The organism is Kitasatospora sp. NPDC058492 (assembly GCF_042720685.1).
Classification (GTDB): domain Bacteria; phylum Actinomycetota; class Actinomycetes; order Streptomycetales; family Streptomycetaceae; genus Kitasatospora.
In genome coordinates this window covers 19,813-36,485 of record NZ_JBHXMU010000035.1, presented here as the reverse complement: position 1 = coordinate 36,485, position 16,673 = coordinate 19,813, and the positions used below count along the sequence as shown (strand labels likewise).

Annotated in this window: 15 protein-coding genes and 1 tRNA gene; 2 read left to right on the top strand and 14 right to left on the bottom strand. The window is 72.7% G+C overall.

Annotation, left to right across the window (positions count from 1 at the left end; all coding sequences use genetic code 11):
• Window positions 1-143 precede the first annotated feature (143 nt).
• From hpnH to ACFWPI_RS22845, 13 genes are all read right to left on the bottom strand, one after another.
• A complete protein-coding gene (gene hpnH, locus ACFWPI_RS22905) occupies window positions 144-1,172 on the bottom strand; it encodes an adenosyl-hopene transferase HpnH (protein WP_063350100.1) in 1,029 nt (342 codons plus the stop codon).
• A gap of 2 nt (window positions 1,173-1,174) precedes the next feature.
• Window positions 1,175-1,855, bottom strand: coding sequence for a hypothetical protein (locus ACFWPI_RS22900; RefSeq protein ID WP_063350099.1), 681 nt, complete (start codon window positions 1,853-1,855; stop codon window positions 1,175-1,177).
• On the bottom strand, window positions 1,852-3,936 hold the full coding sequence (shc, locus tag ACFWPI_RS22895) for a squalene--hopene cyclase (RefSeq protein WP_244293508.1): 2,085 nt from the start codon (window positions 3,934-3,936) through the stop codon (window positions 1,852-1,854). The genes ACFWPI_RS22900 and shc overlap by 4 nt, the downstream gene beginning before the upstream one ends.
• Window positions 3,937-3,943: 7 nt before the next feature.
• Window positions 3,944-5,032 (bottom strand): polyprenyl synthetase family protein, encoded by a 1,089-nt coding sequence (locus ACFWPI_RS22890; RefSeq protein ID WP_079136360.1) that lies wholly within the window; start codon window positions 5,030-5,032, stop codon window positions 3,944-3,946.
• Window positions 5,033-5,271: 239 nt separating this feature from the next.
• Window positions 5,272-6,708 (bottom strand): hydroxysqualene dehydroxylase HpnE, encoded by a 1,437-nt coding sequence (gene hpnE / locus ACFWPI_RS22885; RefSeq protein ID WP_380373808.1) that lies wholly within the window; start codon window positions 6,706-6,708, stop codon window positions 5,272-5,274.
• 142 nt (window positions 6,709-6,850) lie between these two features.
• Window positions 6,851-7,708, bottom strand: a complete 858-nt coding sequence (gene hpnD / locus ACFWPI_RS22880) for a presqualene diphosphate synthase HpnD (protein ID WP_063350097.1) — start codon at window positions 7,706-7,708, stop codon at window positions 6,851-6,853.
• 41 nt (window positions 7,709-7,749) lie between these two features.
• Window positions 7,750-8,730 (bottom strand): squalene synthase HpnC, encoded by a 981-nt coding sequence (gene hpnC / locus ACFWPI_RS22875; RefSeq protein ID WP_380373860.1) that lies wholly within the window; start codon window positions 8,728-8,730, stop codon window positions 7,750-7,752.
• Window positions 8,731-8,989: 259 nt separating this feature from the next.
• Window positions 8,990-9,799: an ABC transporter ATP-binding protein gene (locus tag ACFWPI_RS22870; RefSeq protein WP_063350095.1), complete on the bottom strand. Its 810-nt coding sequence runs from the start codon at window positions 9,797-9,799 to the stop codon at window positions 8,990-8,992.
• Window positions 9,792-10,733: an ABC transporter permease gene (locus tag ACFWPI_RS22865; RefSeq protein ID WP_380373811.1), complete on the bottom strand. Its 942-nt coding sequence runs from the start codon at window positions 10,731-10,733 to the stop codon at window positions 9,792-9,794. Before ACFWPI_RS22865 ends, ACFWPI_RS22870 begins: the two co-directional genes overlap by 8 nt.
• Before the next feature lie 136 nt (window positions 10,734-10,869).
• Window positions 10,870-11,769, bottom strand: a complete 900-nt coding sequence (locus ACFWPI_RS22860) for a glycosyltransferase family 2 protein (protein ID WP_063350093.1) — start codon at window positions 11,767-11,769, stop codon at window positions 10,870-10,872.
• Window positions 11,766-12,503: a CDP-alcohol phosphatidyltransferase family protein gene (locus ACFWPI_RS22855; RefSeq protein ID WP_063351558.1), complete on the bottom strand. Its 738-nt coding sequence runs from the start codon at window positions 12,501-12,503 to the stop codon at window positions 11,766-11,768. The genes ACFWPI_RS22860 and ACFWPI_RS22855 overlap by 4 nt, the downstream gene beginning before the upstream one ends.
• A gap of 91 nt (window positions 12,504-12,594) precedes the next feature.
• Complete coding sequence (locus tag ACFWPI_RS22850) at window positions 12,595-13,656, bottom strand: iron-containing alcohol dehydrogenase family protein (RefSeq protein ID WP_063350092.1); 1,062 nt, start codon at window positions 13,654-13,656, stop codon at window positions 12,595-12,597.
• Entirely contained in the window at window positions 13,644-14,399 is a 756-nt protein-coding gene (locus ACFWPI_RS22845; RefSeq protein ID WP_380373814.1) for a sugar phosphate nucleotidyltransferase, read from the bottom strand. Before ACFWPI_RS22845 ends, ACFWPI_RS22850 begins: the two co-directional genes overlap by 13 nt.
• Before the next feature lie 516 nt (window positions 14,400-14,915).
• Between ACFWPI_RS22845 and idi the strand changes: the two genes are divergently transcribed.
• The gene (gene idi, locus ACFWPI_RS22840) at window positions 14,916-15,572 is read left to right on the top strand and encodes an isopentenyl-diphosphate Delta-isomerase (protein ID WP_079136034.1); all 657 of its coding nucleotides are present in this window, start codon (window positions 14,916-14,918) and stop codon (window positions 15,570-15,572) included.
• Window positions 15,573-15,604: 32 nt separating this feature from the next.
• On the opposite strand, the gene ACFWPI_RS22835 is transcribed toward idi, so the two are convergent.
• Entirely contained in the window at window positions 15,605-16,147 is a 543-nt protein-coding gene (locus ACFWPI_RS22835; protein WP_380373863.1) for an ATP-binding protein, read from the bottom strand.
• Between the two features lie 384 nt (window positions 16,148-16,531).
• Between ACFWPI_RS22835 and ACFWPI_RS22830 the strand changes: the two genes are divergently transcribed.
• A tRNA-Leu gene (locus tag ACFWPI_RS22830) sits at window positions 16,532-16,616 on the top strand.
• Window positions 16,617-16,673 lie beyond the last annotated feature (57 nt).

The window sequence follows — 16,673 nt, the reverse complement described above, 5'->3', positions numbered from 1 at the left end:
CTGGTGACCTGTCACTTGGGAACCCCCCCCGCCTGGTGGGGGCGGGGGTGACCGCCCGCCCGGCGGGGGCGGGGCCGGCCCGGGCGCGGGGCCCGGGCCGGACGGGGTGTCCTCGGGAGCGGTGGCGCGGTCGAACGACCGGCTCAGTGGCCGCGGTTGGCGCCGATGGTCTCGGTGATGGCGCGCAGCGACTCCTTGAGCGAGCCCATGGTGGCGAGTACGGCGGTCGGCTCGTAGCCGCAGTGCGCCATGCAGTTGGCGCAGCGCGGGTCCTTGCCGCGGCCGTACTTGCTCCAGTCGGTCTTCTCGACGAGTTCGCGGTAGGTGGGCACGTAGCCGTCGGCCATCAGGTAGCAGGGCCGCTGCCAGCCGAACAGCGAGTAGTTGGGGATGCCCCAGGGGGTGCACTCGAAGTCGGCCTTGCCCTCCAGGAAGTCCAGGAAGAGCGGGCTGTGGTTGAGCCGCCAGCGGCTCCGGTTGCCGCCGGCGAAGGCCTTGCGGAAGAGCTCCCGGGTCTGGTCGACGCCGAGGAAGTGCTCCTGGTCGGGGGCCTTCTCGTAGGCGTAGGCCGGGGAGATCATCATCTCGTCGACCTTGAGCTCGTCGTTGAGGAAGTCCAGCACCTCGATGATGGTCTGCGGGGTGTCGGTGTTGAAGAAGGTGCTGTTGGTGGTGACCCGGAAGCCGCGCCGCTTGGCCTCCTTGATCGCCGCCACCGCCTCGTCGAAGGTGCCCTCCTTGGCCACCGACTCGTCGTGCCGCTCGCGCATGCCGTCGATGTGCACGGCGAAGGTGAAGTACGGCGAGGGCTTGAACTTGTCCATCTTCTTGCGCATCAGCAGCGCGTTGGTGCAGAGGAAGACGTACTTGCGGCGCTCGACGAGCTGGCGGACGATCTCGTCGATCTGCGGGTGCATCAGCGGCTCGCCGCCGGCGATCGAGACCATCGGGGCACCCGATTCCAGGACCGCGCCGACCGCCTGGGCCACCGGCATGCGCTGCTTCAGCACACCCGCCGGGTGCTGGATCTTGCCACAGCCCTCACAGGCGAGGTTGCAGGCGAACAGCGGCTCCAGTTCGACGATCAGTGGGAACTTGTCCCGGCGTTTGAGCAGCTTCTGCTGCATGAGGTAGGTGCCGACCCGCACGGTCTGGCGCAACGGCATGGCCATGGCTAGCTCGCCTCCTGGGGGAGCGTCGAGGATGTGGGGTGGTTCAGGTCCGCGGGGCCGGGCCGGGACTCCTGCCGGTACCAGTCGACCAGGGCGGGTACCGCCGCCCGCAGGGTCCGCCAGGCACGCACCCCGGCCGGGAGGGTGCCGGGCCGCAGCAGTTCGCGCTCGGGGGTGTCCACGACCACCCGCAGGACGGCGGCGGGCAGCGTCGGCCGCCGTTCCCGCAGCGCGGCCAGCACGGCGGCGGCCTCCATGTCGACGGCGAGCGCGCCCTGGAGGTGCAGGGCGCGCCGTTCGAGGCCGCGGACGACGTGGTCGGCGGTGTGGTGCACCCCGGCGTGCGCGGTCAGGCCGAGTTCCTTGAGGGCCCTGGCGAGCTCCGGCCCGGAGTCGACGGGGTACAGGTGCCCCTCCGCGTCGCGCACGCCGTCGGCGACCACGATGTCGCCCGGCAGCACGCCCGGGCCGACCGCGGCGCCGAAGCCGGCCACCACGACCGCGCCGTAGCCGCCGGGGGCGGAGCCGAGCAACCGACGGACGGTCAGCGCGGCCCGCCGCCGGCCCATGCCGGTGCGCACCAGCACCGGCGGCCCGCCGGCCGCGCCGCGCCAGTCGCCACCGCGCAGCGCCCAGACCTCGGGGCCCAGCGCGCAGAGCACCAGCAGCGGGGCGGTGGTCACCGCGCCGCCCCGATCGCCGGGGTGTCGCCGTTGCGGCGGCCGAGGGCGGGGCTGCCGTGCAGGTAGCGGCCGAGCGCGGTGACCGGGAAGACCAGCCGGTACAGGTGGTAGTTGATGGAGAAGTCCCACGGGAAGCCGGTGCCGGTGAACTGCGGCTCGTCCCAGGTGCCCTCGGGCAGCTGGGTGCGCACCAGCCAGTCCACGCCGTGTTCCACCGCCGGGTTGGCCCGGCCGTCCGGGCCCTCGCCGGCCGCGAGCAGCGCCATCAGCGCCCATGCGGTCTGCGAGGCGGTGGAGTCGCCGCGCCCGGCCCAGCGGGCCGGGTCCTCGTAGGAGCGCATGTCCTCGCCCCAGCCGCCGTCGGTGTTCTGCCGGTCCTCCAGCCAGCGGACGGCGCGCCGGATCGCCGGGTGCTCGTCCGGGACGCCGGCCGCGACCAGGGCGGGCAGCACCGAGCCGGTGCCGTAGATGTAGTTGGTGCCCCAGCGGCCGAACCAGGAGCCGTCCGCCTCCTGGTTGTGCAGCAGCCACTCGACGCCGCGCCGGGTGCGCCGGTCGCGGGCCCGGCCGGTCTCGGCGAGCATCTCCACCACGTGGGCGGTGACGTCGGCGGACGGCGGGTCGACCACCTCGCCGAAGTCGCAGAACGGCAGCTTGTTGGGCAGCGTGCTGGTGTTGTCGACGTCGAAGGCGCCCCAGGCGCCGTTCTTGGACTGCATGCCGAGGTTCCAGAGCACGCCGCGGTCCATCGCCGCATCGACCTTGGCCGGGTCGGGGTGGTCGACCCGGCCCAGCGCGAGCACCACCTCGGCGGTGTCGTCGATGTCGGGGTAGGTGTCGTTCTCGAACTCGAAGGCCCAGCCGCCGGGGGCCAGCGTGGGCCGCTGGACGGACCAGTCGCCGTCCTTGCGGATCTCCTCGCCGAGCATCCAGTCGACGGCCGAGACCAGCGCCGGGTGGTCGGCCGGCAGCCCGGCGTCGACCAGCGCGATGGTGGCCAGGCAGGTGTCCCAGACCGGGGACTGGCAGGCCTCCAGCCAGCGCCGGCCGTCCTCGGTGTGCACGGTGAAGCGGTCGAAGGAGGAGAGTCCGGCCTGCATCACCGGGTGCTCCAGCTCGTAGCCCTCCAGGTGCAGGGCGATCAGCGAGTACACGGCGGGCGGCTGGATGCCACCCCAGCAGCCGTCGGCCTCCTGCCGTTCGACGATCCAGCGGCAGGCCTGCGAGACGGCGAGCCGGCGCAGCGGGCGCAGGGCGCGGTGATGGTAGGCGTGCAGGACCTTGTCGAGGCGCTCGAAGAGGCCGTCCCAGCTGGTGGCGGGGGCGAGCGGCCGGTCGGGGTAGGGGTGGTCCGGGTCGGTGTGCAGCTCGGTGAGCGGGAAGGGCGCCGGACGGACGGGGCGGTGGGCCGAGACGACGGTCAGCGGGACGATGGTCTGGCGGGCCCAGCAGCCGAAGGCGTAGATGTTCAGCGGCAGCCACTTGGGCAGGAAGATGATCTCGGGCGGCATCTCGGGGAGCCGTTCCCAGGGCCACCAGCCGAAGAGCGCGAGCCAGATCCGGGTGAAGACCCGGGCGGCCGCGATGCCCCCGGCGGAGCGGACGTACCGCGCGGCGGCCACCATGTGCGGGGCCTCGGGGTCGTCGCCGGCGAGTTTGAGGGCGACGTACGCCTCGACGGTGGTGGACAGTTCGGCCGGCCCGCCGTGGAAGGTGGCCCAGGTGCCGTCCTCCCGCTGCTGGGACCGGATCCATTCGGCGGTGGCCTTGGTCTGGTCCTCGGTCCGGATCCCGAGGAACTGCCGCAGCAGTAAGTCCTCGGCGTCCATGGTGACGTTGGTCTCCAGGTCGCCCTTCCACCAGCCCTCGGAGCTCTGCAGCGAGAGCAGGTGGGTGGTGGCGCGGGCCAGTGCCTCCCGCGCGTCGGCCGCTCCGAGGTCCGCCTCACCGGCCGGCCGGAGCTGGTCGGTGTCTTCGGGCTGCCACCGCCCGGCGCCCAGGAGGGTCGGGGGGCGGTCGCCCACCGCGACCGGCTCGGAATCGTACTCAGGGTCGAGCCGGCCGTCCGCGGTTGCTGTCAACGTAACGTCACCTCTCTCGTACCACCACGAATTCGGCGAGTGCGACGAAGTGCTCGCGCACCTCGTCGGACATGGGCACCTCGTCCAGGGCGGCGAGGGCAGTCGTGTGCTGGCGGCGGGCTTCCTCCTGGGTCCAGGCGCGGCCGCCGGCCTCCTCGATCAGCGCGGCCCGGGCGGCGAGCTCGGGCTCGCCCTCCTCGCCGCGGCCCTTCGGGTCGGCCAGCTGCTCGGCGAGCCGGCGCGAGGCCGCGCCGCCCTCGGCCAGCGCGGCGGCGACCGGCAGGGACTTCTTGCGCTGGCGCAGATCGCCCCAGTGCGGCTTGCCGGTGACCTCGGTGGCGCCCCAGATGCCGAGCAGGTCGTCCACCGCCTGGAAGGCCAGGCCCAGGTGGTGGCCGTAACGCTGGAGCGGTTCGGAGACCTTGTCGTCGGCCCCGGCCAGGACGGCGCCGATCGCCGAGGCGGCCGCCAGCAGCGCCGCGGTCTTGCCGCCCTCCATCTCCAGGCACTCGGCGACGGTGACGCTGTCGCGCTGTTCGAAGGCGACGTCCATGGCCTGGCCGTCGATCAGTCGGCGGGTCGCCGTGGTGAGCAGCCGGACGGCACGCGCGGCGTCGGTGGGGCTCGTACCGCCGGTCACCGCGGCGTCGAGCAGCACCTCCGTGCCGAGCGTCGCCAGGGCGTCGCCGGCCAGGATCGCCTGGGCCGGACCGAAGACCGTCCAGGCGGTGGCCCGGTGCCGCCGGGTCTCGTCACCGTCCATCAGATCATCATGGAGCAGGGAGAAGTTGTGCACCAGTTCAACCGCGACCCCGCCCGGCACGCCGACCTCGGCGGCGGCGCCGGTGGCCCGGGCGGAGAGCAGGGCCAGGGCGGGGCGCACGGCCTTGCCGCCGTCGCCCTTGGCCGGGGTGCCGTCCCGGTCGATCCAGCCGAAGTGGTACGCGGCGACGGTGTCCATCGGTGCGGCCAAACGGGCGACGGCGGACCGTAGCGGCGGGGTGCAGAGCGTGCGGCTGCGGGCCAGCAGCTCCGGCACCGAGACCGGTTCGGCGTGCGCCGTGCCTCCGACGGCGATGCCGGTGCGTGACTCCACGTGCGTTCCCTCTCCCTCGTGGTGCCGGACCGCCCGGGGCGGCCGGGTGCTTGCGCTGTCGGTGCGGCTGATGTCGATGTGGCCGGTGTCGGTGCGGCTGGTGTCGATGCGGCTCGGGTCGGTGCGGCTGGTGCCGGTGCCACCGCTGTCAGTGCCGCCGGTGCGGCCGGTGTCGTTCCCGCCGGTGCGGTCGACGGGAGGCCCGCCGGCTCTGGCGGGGTCCCCGGCGGCGCCCGCCGTCACCGGGGCCACCTCCCGTCGCCCCGGTCCACCGGGAGCCGGCTGCCGGCCGCGGCGAGCGCCGCGTCGGCCGCGGCGTGGCCGCTGCGCACGGCCCCCTCCATGGTCGCGGGCCAGCCGGTGGCCGTCCACGCGCCGGCCAGCAGCAGGCCGGGGACGTCCGTGCGGGCCGACGGGCGCAGCAGCGCGCTGCCGGGCGCCGGGTCGAAGGTGGCGGTGCGCTCGCGGGTGACGAAGAAGTCCAGCACCTCGGCCCCGGCGGCGGCCGGGAGCAGCCGGGCCAGCTCCGGCAGGTACCGGCGGCGCAGCTCGGCGACCGGCAGGTCGATCTCGTCCTGGACGGCGGACTGCGAGAGCGCCAGGTACTGGGCGCCGGGGTGGGCCCGGCCGAGCCCGGTGCCGGCCAGGCCGGAGTGCGCGGTGCGGTCGAAGACCCACTGCACCGGGGAGCCGAGGGCGGCGAAGAACGGCCGGCGCAGCACCTTGCGGTCGTAGACCACGTGCACGTTGAGGATCGGCGCGGTGCCGAAGTCGGCCAGCCGGTCCTGGCCGGGGAGGGCGTTCGGGGGCAGCAGGGCGGCCGCGCTGTCCTGGGCGCCGGCCAGCACGACGGTCTCGGCGGAGAGCGGCTCCGCGCCGCCTTCCAGATGGACGGCGTGCTGGGGCACCGCCGGCTTGAGCTCCGTCACGCGGGCGCGCAGCAGCACCTTCACGCCGGCGCGTTCCAGCTCGGCGAGCGCCCGGTCGTGGTGGATCACGCCGAGCGGGACGGCGGCCATGCCGATGTCGGAGGCGCCCGGGTCGGAGAGCAGGCCGGTCTTGAAGACCATCGCCGCCAACGCCAGCGACACCTGGTCGGCCCGGGCGTTCAGGGTGGCGACGCCGACCAGGTCCCAGAGGGCGGCGAGGGTGTTCGCGTTCTGCCCGTTGCGGCGCAGCCACTCGCCGAAGGAGATCTCGTCCAGTGCCGGGTCGGCGAGGTCCAGGCCCTGGAGCGCCAGCGCGCCACGGACCACCCGGGCGCGGTCGGCCGGCCCGAGGTGCGGGTAGCGGGCGAGGCTGCCGGCCAGGTGCAGCGGGACGGGCAGGCCGGCCCGGCGCAGCCGCCCGAGGGTGCGCACCGGGGCCGCGTCCGGCCCGGCGACGGAGAGCACCGGGACGTCCAGCCGGTCCTGTACGTGGACCAGCCGGGCGGCGCCGAGCCGCTCCAGCAGGCCGCGGTAGGCGGTGCAGCAGCGCAGGTAGACGTGCTGGCCGTTGTCGACGGTCAGCTCGCCGCGCTGGAAGGAGAACGCCAGCCCGCCGAGCCTGGGCCGCCCCTCGACCAGCGTGACCCGGTGGTCGGCCTCGGCCAGCCGCAGCGCGGCGGTGATCCCGGCCAGGCCGCCGCCGACCACCACGGCGGCCGGGCGCGCGGCATCGGCTCGCCCGGTCATCGGCCCTCCCCCTCGCGATTGCTGGACCGCCCTGCGGCGGTCGCTCCGGCCGGCACGCTCGTGACCGGCCCGGTCCTGGTCAACACTGCTCTGCCCGCTTGTGATTCCCCGCTGACACAGCGTGACAGAACTGCGGTGAGAATCAAGAACGCCCCCCGGCGAGCCCGGAAAGCGCGACGTACGCCTTCTCCCAGCCCGGCAGCGAGACCCGGCCGCGCAGGACGGACTCGGGGTCGGCGGCGATCCGGCCGAGCAGCCGGTGGTAGATCCCCGCCATCGCGGCGGTGCAGGCCCGGCTGCGGCGGTCGAGCATCGGCAGCAGCCGCAGGCCCTCCTCGAAGGCGGCCTGGGCGCGGGCGGCCTCGAAGGCCACCAGGCCGGTGAAGTCGGCGCCGACCGGCGGCCTGGGCAGCGCGAAGCCCTGCTCGCAGCCGAACCGGGCCAGGTCCTCGGCGGGCAGGTAGGTGCGGCCGTTCAGGGCGTCCTCGCGCAGGTCGCGCAGGATGTTGGTGAGCTGCAGGGCCAGGCCCAGGGTGTCCGCGTAGCCGGCGCCGCGCTCGGGGTCGTCGCAGCCGTACACGCCGAGCGAGAGCCGGCCGACCGAGCCGGCCACGCAGCGGCAGTAGACCTTCAGTTCCTCGTAGGTCTGGTACTCGGCGCCCTTGAGGTCCATCTCGACGCCGTCGATCAGTTCGTCGAAGCCGCCGAGCGGGATCGGGAAGCGCCGGGCCGCGTCGGCCAGGGCGACCTTGATCGGGTCGGTGTCGTCCTCGGCGACCACCCCGGCGCGGACCTCGTCCACCAGTTCCCGGGTGCGCACCAGCGCCTCGGCCTTGCGGTCGGACGGAAGGTCCCCGTCGCCGATGTCGTCGACCCGGCGGGCCAGGGCGTAGAGGGCCGACATGGCCAGCCGCTTGGGTTCGGGCAGCAACCGGATGCCGTAGCTGAAGTTGCGTGCCTGAAGTCCGGTGACTGCCTCGCAGTACCGGTACGCCGCCATGACCTGGGCCGACGCCAGTGGTGATGCCGCCACTCGGGCGTTCACCTTCCCTTCGCGAAGATTGCCGCCGCCTTCGCTGCGAGGCGGCGCTTGTCCGGCTTCGCCTGCTGCGCGAGCACGTCGTACCCGGCGTCCTCGATGGCCGCCAGGGCCGCGTACCCGCCGGCGGTGAATCCCGCCAGGAGCAGTCGAAGCCTCCCCCGAACCGTACCTACCAATGGCGCGCCGCGGTCGAGCAGGGTGCGGGCCCGCTGCACCTCGAAGGCGATCAGCTCGCGCACCGGGCCGCTGGCGGTGGGGGCGGCGAGGTCCGCCTCGGTGACGCCGAACCGGGCGAGGTCCTCGGCGGGGAGGTAGATCCGCCCGTGGGCGAGGTCCTCGGCGACGTCCTGAAGGTGTTCGACCACCTGGAGGGCGCTGCAGATCGCGTCGGACAGCTCGATCCGCTCGGGGGTGGCGACGCCGGCGATGGCCAGCACCAGGCGGCCGACCGGGTCGGCGGAGAGGGTGCAGTAGCCGATCAGGTCGTCGTAGCCGGCGTAGCGGGTGGTGGTCTGGTCCACCCGGTTGGCCACGATCAGGCGGCGGAACGGCTCCGGGGTGAGCCCGTGCCGGTCGACCAGCGGGACGAGGCTGCGCAGCAGCGGGTGGCGGGGGCCCTCGGAGGCTCCCGGGTGGAGCGCCGCCTCGAAGACCCGGTCGAGATCGCGCTCCAGTCCGTCCAGCAGTGCGAGGCGGAAGGCGACCTCCTGCGGAGTCGGCGGGCCGGACTGGGCCGAAGGGGTGGCGGGGGGCGTGGCCTCGACCCCGAGCAGGGCGGCGGTGGCGGCCGGATCGGCCAGGTCGCCGTCGCCGGCGTCGTCGACCAGCCGGGCGTAGCCGTAGACGGCCATCAGGTCGTCGCGCCAGGCCGCGGGCAGGAAGAACGGGGCGACCGGGAAGTTCTCCGCGCCCGCCTTGTCCAGGGTCTCCCCCGCGGAGCGGTTCACCGACGTATCTCTGGGCTGGGCCGAAGCCGACACTGCTGTCACTCCCCCGTTCTACACCGCTGGGCATCACCGGCCCGACTCGGACACGCGTCCGAGCGGGGGCGCCACCTCCGGCACACCGCCCCCGCGCATACAGCCTGACACCACGGGGCGCGCCGGAGAAGAGCGCCCCGCCCGGCGCACGGGGGCGCTCACCCCCGCGGCGGCGGGCCACCCGGGGCACCGGCGGGGGCGCACGAACAGGGGGCCGGCCCCGGAAATCCCCGGAACCGGCCCCCTGGACGGCCTGTTATTACGGGCGCTCGCCGCGCTCGTAGCGGCCGACGACCTCTTCGGTCGGACCGTCCATGATCAGCTCGCCGGCCTCGATCCAGATCGTCCGCTCGCAAACCTCGCGGATCGAGCTGTTGTCGTGGCTGACCAGGAAGACCGTACCGGCGGACTTGCGCAGTTCGTCGATCCGCTTCTTGCTGCGCTGCTGGAACGCCTGGTCGCCGGTGGCCAGCGCCTCGTCGATCAGCAGCACGTCATGGGTCTTCGCGGCGGCGATGGCGAAGCGCAGGCGGGCGCCCATGCCGGAGGAGTACGTGCGCATCGGCAGCGAGATGAAGTCGCCCTTCTCGTTGATGCCGGAGAACTCGACGATGTCCTCGTAGCGGCTGCGCACGTCGGCCGGCGCCATGCCCATCGCCAGGCAGCCGAGGATGACGTTGCGCTCACCGGTGAGCTCGTTCATCAGCGCCGCGTTCACGCCCAGCAGCGAGGGCTGGCCGTTGGTGTAGATGCCGCCCTTCTCGGTCGGCAGCAGGCCCGCGATGGCGGCCAGCATGGTCGACTTGCCGGAGCCGTTGGAGCCGATCAGGCCGATCGCCTCGCCCTTGTAGGCGGTGAAGCTGACGCCGCGCACGGCGTGCACCTCGCGCACGCCCGCGGAGCGCTTGCGGCTGATGATGCGGCTCATCGCCGAGGTGGCGCTGCCCTTGCCGGAGCCTGCGCCGTGCACCCGGTAGACGATGTGCACGTCGTCGACGACGACGGTGGGCTCGCGGGCGACATCCGCGTCCCTGACGGTGTCCAGCTTGCTCAGTTCGACGTCAGCCACGGCCGTACTCCTCCTCGGCCTTCCAGAAGAAGACGTATCCGATCACGAACATCACGACCGCCCACCCGATGGCGTAGGTCCACTGGTGGAGCGGGAGTTCCTGGTACGAGGGCTGGTGCTTGTTGTAGATGATCGGCGCGAAGGCGTGCCGCAGCAGGTCCATGTAGACCGAGGCCGGGTTGAGGGCCATCAGCGTCTGGATGTACTTGGGCCACTCCTGGATCTTGTCCTGGATGCTGAACATCACGCCGGACAGGAACATCCAGGCCCGCATCACGAAGGGGATCAGCTGGGAGATGTCGCTGGTCTTGGAGCCGAGCCGCGCCATGACCAGGGCGATGCCCGTGTTGAACATCATCTGCAGCACCAGGGCCGGGATGATCAGCAGCCAGGTCCGGCCCGGCTTGATGCCGCTGACCAGCACGGTGCCGACCAGCACCACCATCGAGATCAGCAGCTGCTGGAGCTGGATCACGGTGAACGCGATCGGCAGCGAGGCCCGGGGGAAGTGCAGCGCGCGGATCAGCCCGAGGTTGTCGGCGATCGCCCGGGTGCCGGACTGCACCGCGTTCTGGGTGAACTGGAAGACGAAGACACCGATGCAGAGCCAGGCGATGTAGGTGTCCGGCGGGAAGTTGTCCTTGCTCTTCAGGATCACACCGAAGACCAGGTAGAACACCGCGCAGTTCAGCAGCGGCGTCACGACCTGCCACAGCTGGCCGAGCTTGGCGTCGGTGTACTGGGCCACCAGGCGGGCGGTGGCGAAGGCCCAGATGAAGTGGCGCCGGGCCCAGAGCTGCTTGGTGTAGGCAATCAGGCCGGGCCGCCTGCCGCTCACGGCCAGGCCGTACTTGTCCGCAAGCTGCTTGGGGGTCAGGCCCGCGTCCACCCCCCTGGGGGATGAGAGGCTGACGGGTTCACTCACTGTCGACACATTCGTCCTTCACGCGGGATCGGTCGGGGCGGCCGGTCGACGGGGGTCCGCCGGCCTTGCGCCGATGGGGATCCACTGGATCACGGGGAGAGTCCGGCCGGTGTGTGGTCACCGGCCGCAGCGATCGATCATTCGATCAGATGACCGGTGGCCGGCCCAGCCTGGTCAATCGCCAAACGGTACGCCATCGCATGGGCCGCCGCGGACCGCAGGGTTCGCGCCAGCCCGCCCGGAACCCGCCCCACCAAGCCTTCAGCGCCTCCGAGGAGGGGCGGCGGGCCAGGGTCAGCAGGAACCAGGTTCCCAGATAGAGAGGCACCAACAGGGCCGGAAGGTTCCGTCTGGCGAGCCAAACCCTGTTACGGGCAATGTTGTGGAAGTAGGTGGCGTGCCGCGCGGGCGAGGTCGTCGGGTGGTGCAGCACCACGTCCGCGCGGTAGTCGATGGCCCAGCCGGCGTCCGCCGCGCGCCACGCGAGGTCGGTCTCCTCGTGGGCGTAGAAGAACTCCGCGGGCAGCTGCCCGGCCTGCTCGAACACCGCGCAGCGCACGGCAGTCGCGCCGCCCAGGAAGGTGGTCACCCGGGACGAGCGCAGCGGGTCGCTGGCGCGCAGCCGGGGGACGTGCCGGCGCTGGGTCACGCCGGTGTCGGGGTCGGCGATCCGGAAGGCCACGATGCCCAGCTCCGGGTCGGCGGTGAAGGCCTCGCGCAGCAGGCGGGCCGAGTCGGTGCGCGGCAGGTGCCCGTCGTCGTCCAGGAAGAGGACGGCGTCCACGTCCCGGCCGTCGCGGCCGAACAGCTCGATGCCGACGTTGCGCCCGCCCGGGATGCCGAGGTTCTCCGGCAGCTCGACGCTGCGCACGCCCTCCGGCAGCGGCGGCAGCTCGGCGCCCTGGCCCACCACGGCCAGCTCGACCGCCGCGCCCTCCTGGGCGCGCACCGAGTCGATCAGGGCGGCCAGTTCCTCGGGGCGGTTGCCCATGGTGATGATGACGGCTCCGAGGCGGAAGCTCTCCGCGCTGGTCGGGGCGCTCATCGCAGCCTGCTGGAGAGGACGATGCTCAGCAGGTGCAGCACGGTCTGCAGCATGGCGATCGCCGCCAGCGCGACCACCGCGATCCGGGTGAAGAACAGCCCGCCGTGGACGGCGTCGGCGATCCCGGCCGCGAGGATCAGCAGCGAGGCCTCGACCGCGCCGACCAGGCGGTGGAACTTCAGGAAGGAGGCCGCCCGGCGGGCCTTGGCCACCGAGGACGAGCGCGGCACCGCGGCGCTGTCCTCGACCGCCGTCAGGCCGCTGCGGGCCCGGGCCACGTCCACCAGGTCCGTCTCGGACTTGATCAGGATCGCGCCGAGCGCGGCCAGCGTGCCCAGGAACGCCCACTCCCAGTGCGAGCCGCCGCCCTCGCGGTGCAGCAGGTCGGTGGCGCGCAGGCCCAGCCCGGTGAGCAGGGCCGCCTCGGACATGTAGTGGCCGACCCGGTCCAGGTAGACGCCGGTGAGCGAGGTCTGCCGGCGCCAGCGGGCCACCTCGCCGTCCACGCAGTCCAGCAGCAGGTAGACCTGGATCAGCAGGGCCCCCAGGACCGCGCCCGCGATGCCCGGTACGACCAGCGCGACGCCGGCCAGGACGCCGGTGAACATCATCAGGTACGTCAGGCCGTTCGGCGTGATCGCCGTCACGGTGGAGAGCACGCGGGTGATCCGCAGCGAGATCCGCCGCATGTACAGGCGCCCGGCCCAGTGCTCGGCGCTGCGGCGCTGGAGCATGCCCTCCGGGTGGATCACCGCGCGCAGTTCCTCGATCGAGGGCCGGCGGGTCAGGTCCACCGGGGGCCGCTCGGCGCCCGTGGTGGAGGGGTCAGCTGTTGACGGCTTGGACATAGTCGGCGTACGCGTCCCTGATTGCTGAGGGGGAGAGGTCGAGGTGCTCAAGGATGGTGAAGCGCCCCGGGCGGGTGTTCGGAGCGTAGTGCACCGCGTCGGTGAACTCCGCCTCGGTGAAACCGATCTGAGCTGCGGTCACCGGCAGTCCATGGCTCGCCAGGCGCTCCACGATCAGACCGGTCAGCTCGCGCTCGCCCCGCAGGAAGCTGGCGAACGCGGCGCCGAGGCCGACCTGTTCGCCGTGCTGGGCGGAACGCTTGGGGTACAGCACGTCCAGAGCATGCGAGATCTCGTGGCAGGCACCCGAGGAAGGCCGGGTGCTGCCCGCGATGTTCATCGCGATGCCGGACAGTACCAGGGCTTCCGCGAGGGCCGTGAGGAGGTCCTGATCCTGAGTGTTACCTGGGTGCCGCAGCAGGTTCTCGCCGGCCGAGCGGGCCATCGCCACGGCCAGTCCGTCCACCGGCTCGCCGGTGACCGCGTGCGACAACTCCCAGTCCGCGCAGGCGGAGATGTTGGAGACCACGTCGCCGATGCCGGCTGCCACGAAGCGCGGCGGGGCCTGCCGGATCACGTCCAGGTCGACGATGATGCCGATCGGGCTGGGCACCCCGTAGGAGCCGCGGCCGGCGTCGTTGTCGAGCGTGGAGACCGGCGAACAGATGCCGTCGTGGGCCAGGTTGGTGGCGACCGCGACCAACGGCAGGCCGACCCGGGCGGCGGCGTACTTGGCGGCGTCGATGATCTTGCCACCGCCGAGGCCGACCATCGCGTCGTAGTGTCCGCCGCGCACCGACTCGGCCAGGCGCACCGCGCTGTCCAGGCTGCCGTCGTCGACGTTGTACCAGTCGGCGCCGGGCAGGGCCGGCTCCAGGCGCCGGCGCATCGCCGCGCCCGAGCCGTTGCTGATCGCCACCGCGATCCGGCCCGAGGCGGACAGCCGCTGGTCGGCGAGGATGCCGCCGAGCGCGTCCAGCGCGCCCGGGCGGACCTCGACGAACAGCGGCGACGGAACCAGCCGGGTCAGTACTGGCACGCGATCTCCCGCGCCTTCGCCAGGTCGTCGTGGTTGTCGACCTCGACCCAGGAGACCTCGCCGATCGGCTGCACGTCGATCCGCAGGCCGCGGTCGACCATCTCCTGGTAGCCGTCCTCGTAGTACAGCTGCGGGTCGCGCTCGTAGGTGGCGCGCAGCGCGTCGGTCAGGTCGGCGGCGGCGGCGGGGTTGATCACGGTGACGCCGATGTACTCGCCGGTGGCCTCGGTCGGGTCCATCAGCTTGGTGATGCGGCGCATGCCGGCGGCCGGGTCGACGACGACCTTCATCTCCTCGTCGGCGAGCTTCTTCACCGTGTCGAGGGCCAGCAGGATGCCGGGGGCGGTGCCGGCCTCCACGAGGCGCTGGTTGCCCTCCAGCATGGTGCGCTGCACGGACGCCGGGTGCACGGTGTCGCCGTTGGCCAGCAGCAGGCCCTCGGCGAAGAGCTCGCGGGCGCACCAGAGCGAGTACGCGTTGTTCCACTCCTCGGCCTTGTCGTTCTCGACCAGGTGGAGCTTGACGCCGTACTTGCTCTCCAGGGCGTCCTTGCGGTCGTACACCGCCTCCTTGCGGTAGCCGACGACGATCGCGGCCTCGCGGATGCCGACCTCGGCGAAGTTGCCGAGGGTGAGGTCCAGCACGGTCCGCTCCCCGTCGACCGGCACCAGCGCCTTGGGCAGGGTGTCGGTGTACGGGCGCAGCCGGCGGCCGGCGCCGGCTGCCAGAACGAGGCCGATCATGCGGGGTCTCCTGATCCGTCGTGCGGTGCGCGGGGCGGTGCGCGCGGGGTGCCGGGGCACCGGCTTTCCGTCCGGCCGGGCCGCGAATCGGCGCGCCGGTGCCGCCGCGAGTGCGGGCACCGTGCCGTAAGCGATGGTAGGCGACCCGGGCGGCCGACCCGAACGCGGCCGGGGGCCGCGAGGTGACGGGAGGGTGGCGAAGCGGTGATCGAACGCGGGGGCGAGGCGATGATCGAACGAGGGGGCGAAGCGGTGATCGAACGCGACTCGAACGAATGCCGAACAATTCTGCTATTCCGATGACCCTTCCGGGAGCGACTTGGACCCATCTGTGCCCGGAATCGACCTGCGGACGGTCATGATCCGCCCGGTTGTGCGTGGGACCCGTCCCCACCGCCACCCATACGGCAGACTGGAGCCCGACGCCGGCGCCGGTGCCCCCGCTGCGTCCGCTGCACCCGGTGTACCGGACGTACCCCGATGCTTCCGTTGCTCCCCCCTCCCGAAAGAGGCCCCATGCCCCAGAGCCTGCCGACCAACCCGACACACTTCGACTCCGAGATCGACACCGGTCTCGACGTCGAGACGGACGTGACGGTCGCCCCGGGGGCCTCGACCGGGACCGCCGGCGCCGGTCCCGAGATCCTGCTGGAACTGGTCGACGACGAGGGCGTCACCACCGGCACCGCCGAGAAGCACTGGGCACACCAGCAGCCCGGCCGGCTGCACCGCGCGTTCTCGGTCTTCCTCTTCGACCGCCAGGGGCGGCTGCTGCTCCAGCGGCGGGCACTCGGCAAGTACCACTCCCCCGGCGTCTGGTCGAACACCTGCTGCGGCCACCCGTACCCGGACGAGCCGCCGTTCGTCGCCGCCGCCCGCCGCACCGCCGAGGAGCTCGGCATCGCGCCGGCGCTGCTCTGCGAGGCGGGTACGGTCCGTTACGACCTGCCGGACGAGGCCACCGGGCTGATCGAGCGGGAGTGGAACCACCTGTTCGTCGGGCTGGTGACCGCGCCCGTCGAGCCCAACCCCGACGAGGTCGACGACTACGCCTTCGTGACCGCGCAGGAACTGCGGGAACTGCGCGCCGAACGGCCGTTCTCGGTGTGGTTCGAGACGGTCTTCGAGGCGGCGCTGCCGGGGATCCGGGAGATCGCCGGGCGGGACTGGTAGGCGGGCGGGACCGGTCGGCGGGCCCGCGGCGCTCAGTCGTCGGTCTCCGGAGGGACGGGCAGCGAGGCCCAGATGACCTTGCCGCCCTCCCCCGTCCGCTCCACGTCGCACACCCCGCCGGCCTGCAACGTCACGCTCTTCACCAGCAGCAGGCCGCGGCCACCGGTCCGCCCGGTGTCGCTCTCCAGCGCCTTCGGCCGGTACGGGTCACCGTCCTCGACCGACACCCGGACCCAGCCCCGGCGGACCGCCAGCTCGGTCGTCACCTCCGGCGACAGCTTCGCCGCGTGCGTCACCGCGTTGCTCACCAGCTCCGAGACGATCAGCAGCAGGTCGTCCACCAGCTCCTGGTAGCGCACCCCGGCCATCCCCTGGGCCAGCAGGCGGTCACGGACCGCGTGCCGGGTCAGCGGCACCGAGGCCTCCTCGGCCGGCACCGGGAAGCGCCACACGCCCTCGACCGGTCCGGCGGGTACGCGTTCCGGCCCGGTGCGTTCCGGCCCGGTGCGTCTCGGCTCGGCGGGTACGCGCTCCGGTCCGGCACGTCTCGGCTCGGCCTTCGCCGCCCCGCTGATCTGCTCCACGTCCAGCCGCCCTTCGTCCGCGACCCGGGAGTGTCCGCGACCCGGGAATCAGGCGTTCCGCTCATGGCGCCCTCGATCCACAGAGGCTAGGAGAGGCACCGCCGGGACCGTGGCACCGTCGACAACTTGCCCGTGTCGGACCGCTTCCGGCCGGAACGGACCGCGCCCGCCGCCGGGGTCGACCGTTTCCTTCGCGCTCGCCACCGCTTCGGCCGGGGTTCGCGCACCGTGGCGACCCATCCCAGCCAGCCCGACCACCCCGACCGACCCGGACATCCCCCCACCCGGGGAAACGCAGGTGAGAAGCACTCCAGAACCCTGGTAATGTTCTCTCTGTCGCCGAGGGGGCGAGAAAAACCCCGAAGCACACACCCTGTCCGGGTGGCGGAATGGCAGACGCGCTAGCTTGAGGTGCTAGTGCCCTTTATCGGGCGTGGGGGTTCAAGTCCCCCCTCGGACACAACCGAATTCCCCGTGGGATCCGAAAGGAACCCGCGGGGAATTTCTTTTTCCCGGC

Excerpts from the sequence above, each read along its gene's own strand:
- hpnH (WP_063350100.1), bottom strand. The coding sequence starts at position 1,172 with ATGGCCATGCCGTTGCGCCAGACCGTGCGGGTCGGCACCTACCTCATG.
- hpnE (WP_380373808.1), bottom strand. The coding sequence starts at position 6,708 with ATGACCGGGCGAGCCGATGCCGCGCGCCCGGCCGCCGTGGTGGTCGGC.
- hpnD (WP_063350097.1), bottom strand. The coding sequence starts at position 7,708 with ATGGCGGCGTACCGGTACTGCGAGGCAGTCACCGGACTTCAGGCACGC.
- ACFWPI_RS22860 (WP_063350093.1), bottom strand. The coding sequence starts at position 11,769 with ATGAGCGCCCCGACCAGCGCGGAGAGCTTCCGCCTCGGAGCCGTCATC.
- ACFWPI_RS22855 (WP_063351558.1), bottom strand. The coding sequence starts at position 12,503 with ATGCTCCAGCGCCGCAGCGCCGAGCACTGGGCCGGGCGCCTGTACATG.
- ACFWPI_RS22845 (WP_380373814.1), bottom strand. The coding sequence starts at position 14,399 with ATGATCGGCCTCGTTCTGGCAGCCGGCGCCGGCCGCCGGCTGCGCCCG.
- idi (WP_079136034.1), top strand. The coding sequence starts at position 14,916 with ATGCCCCAGAGCCTGCCGACCAACCCGACACACTTCGACTCCGAGATC.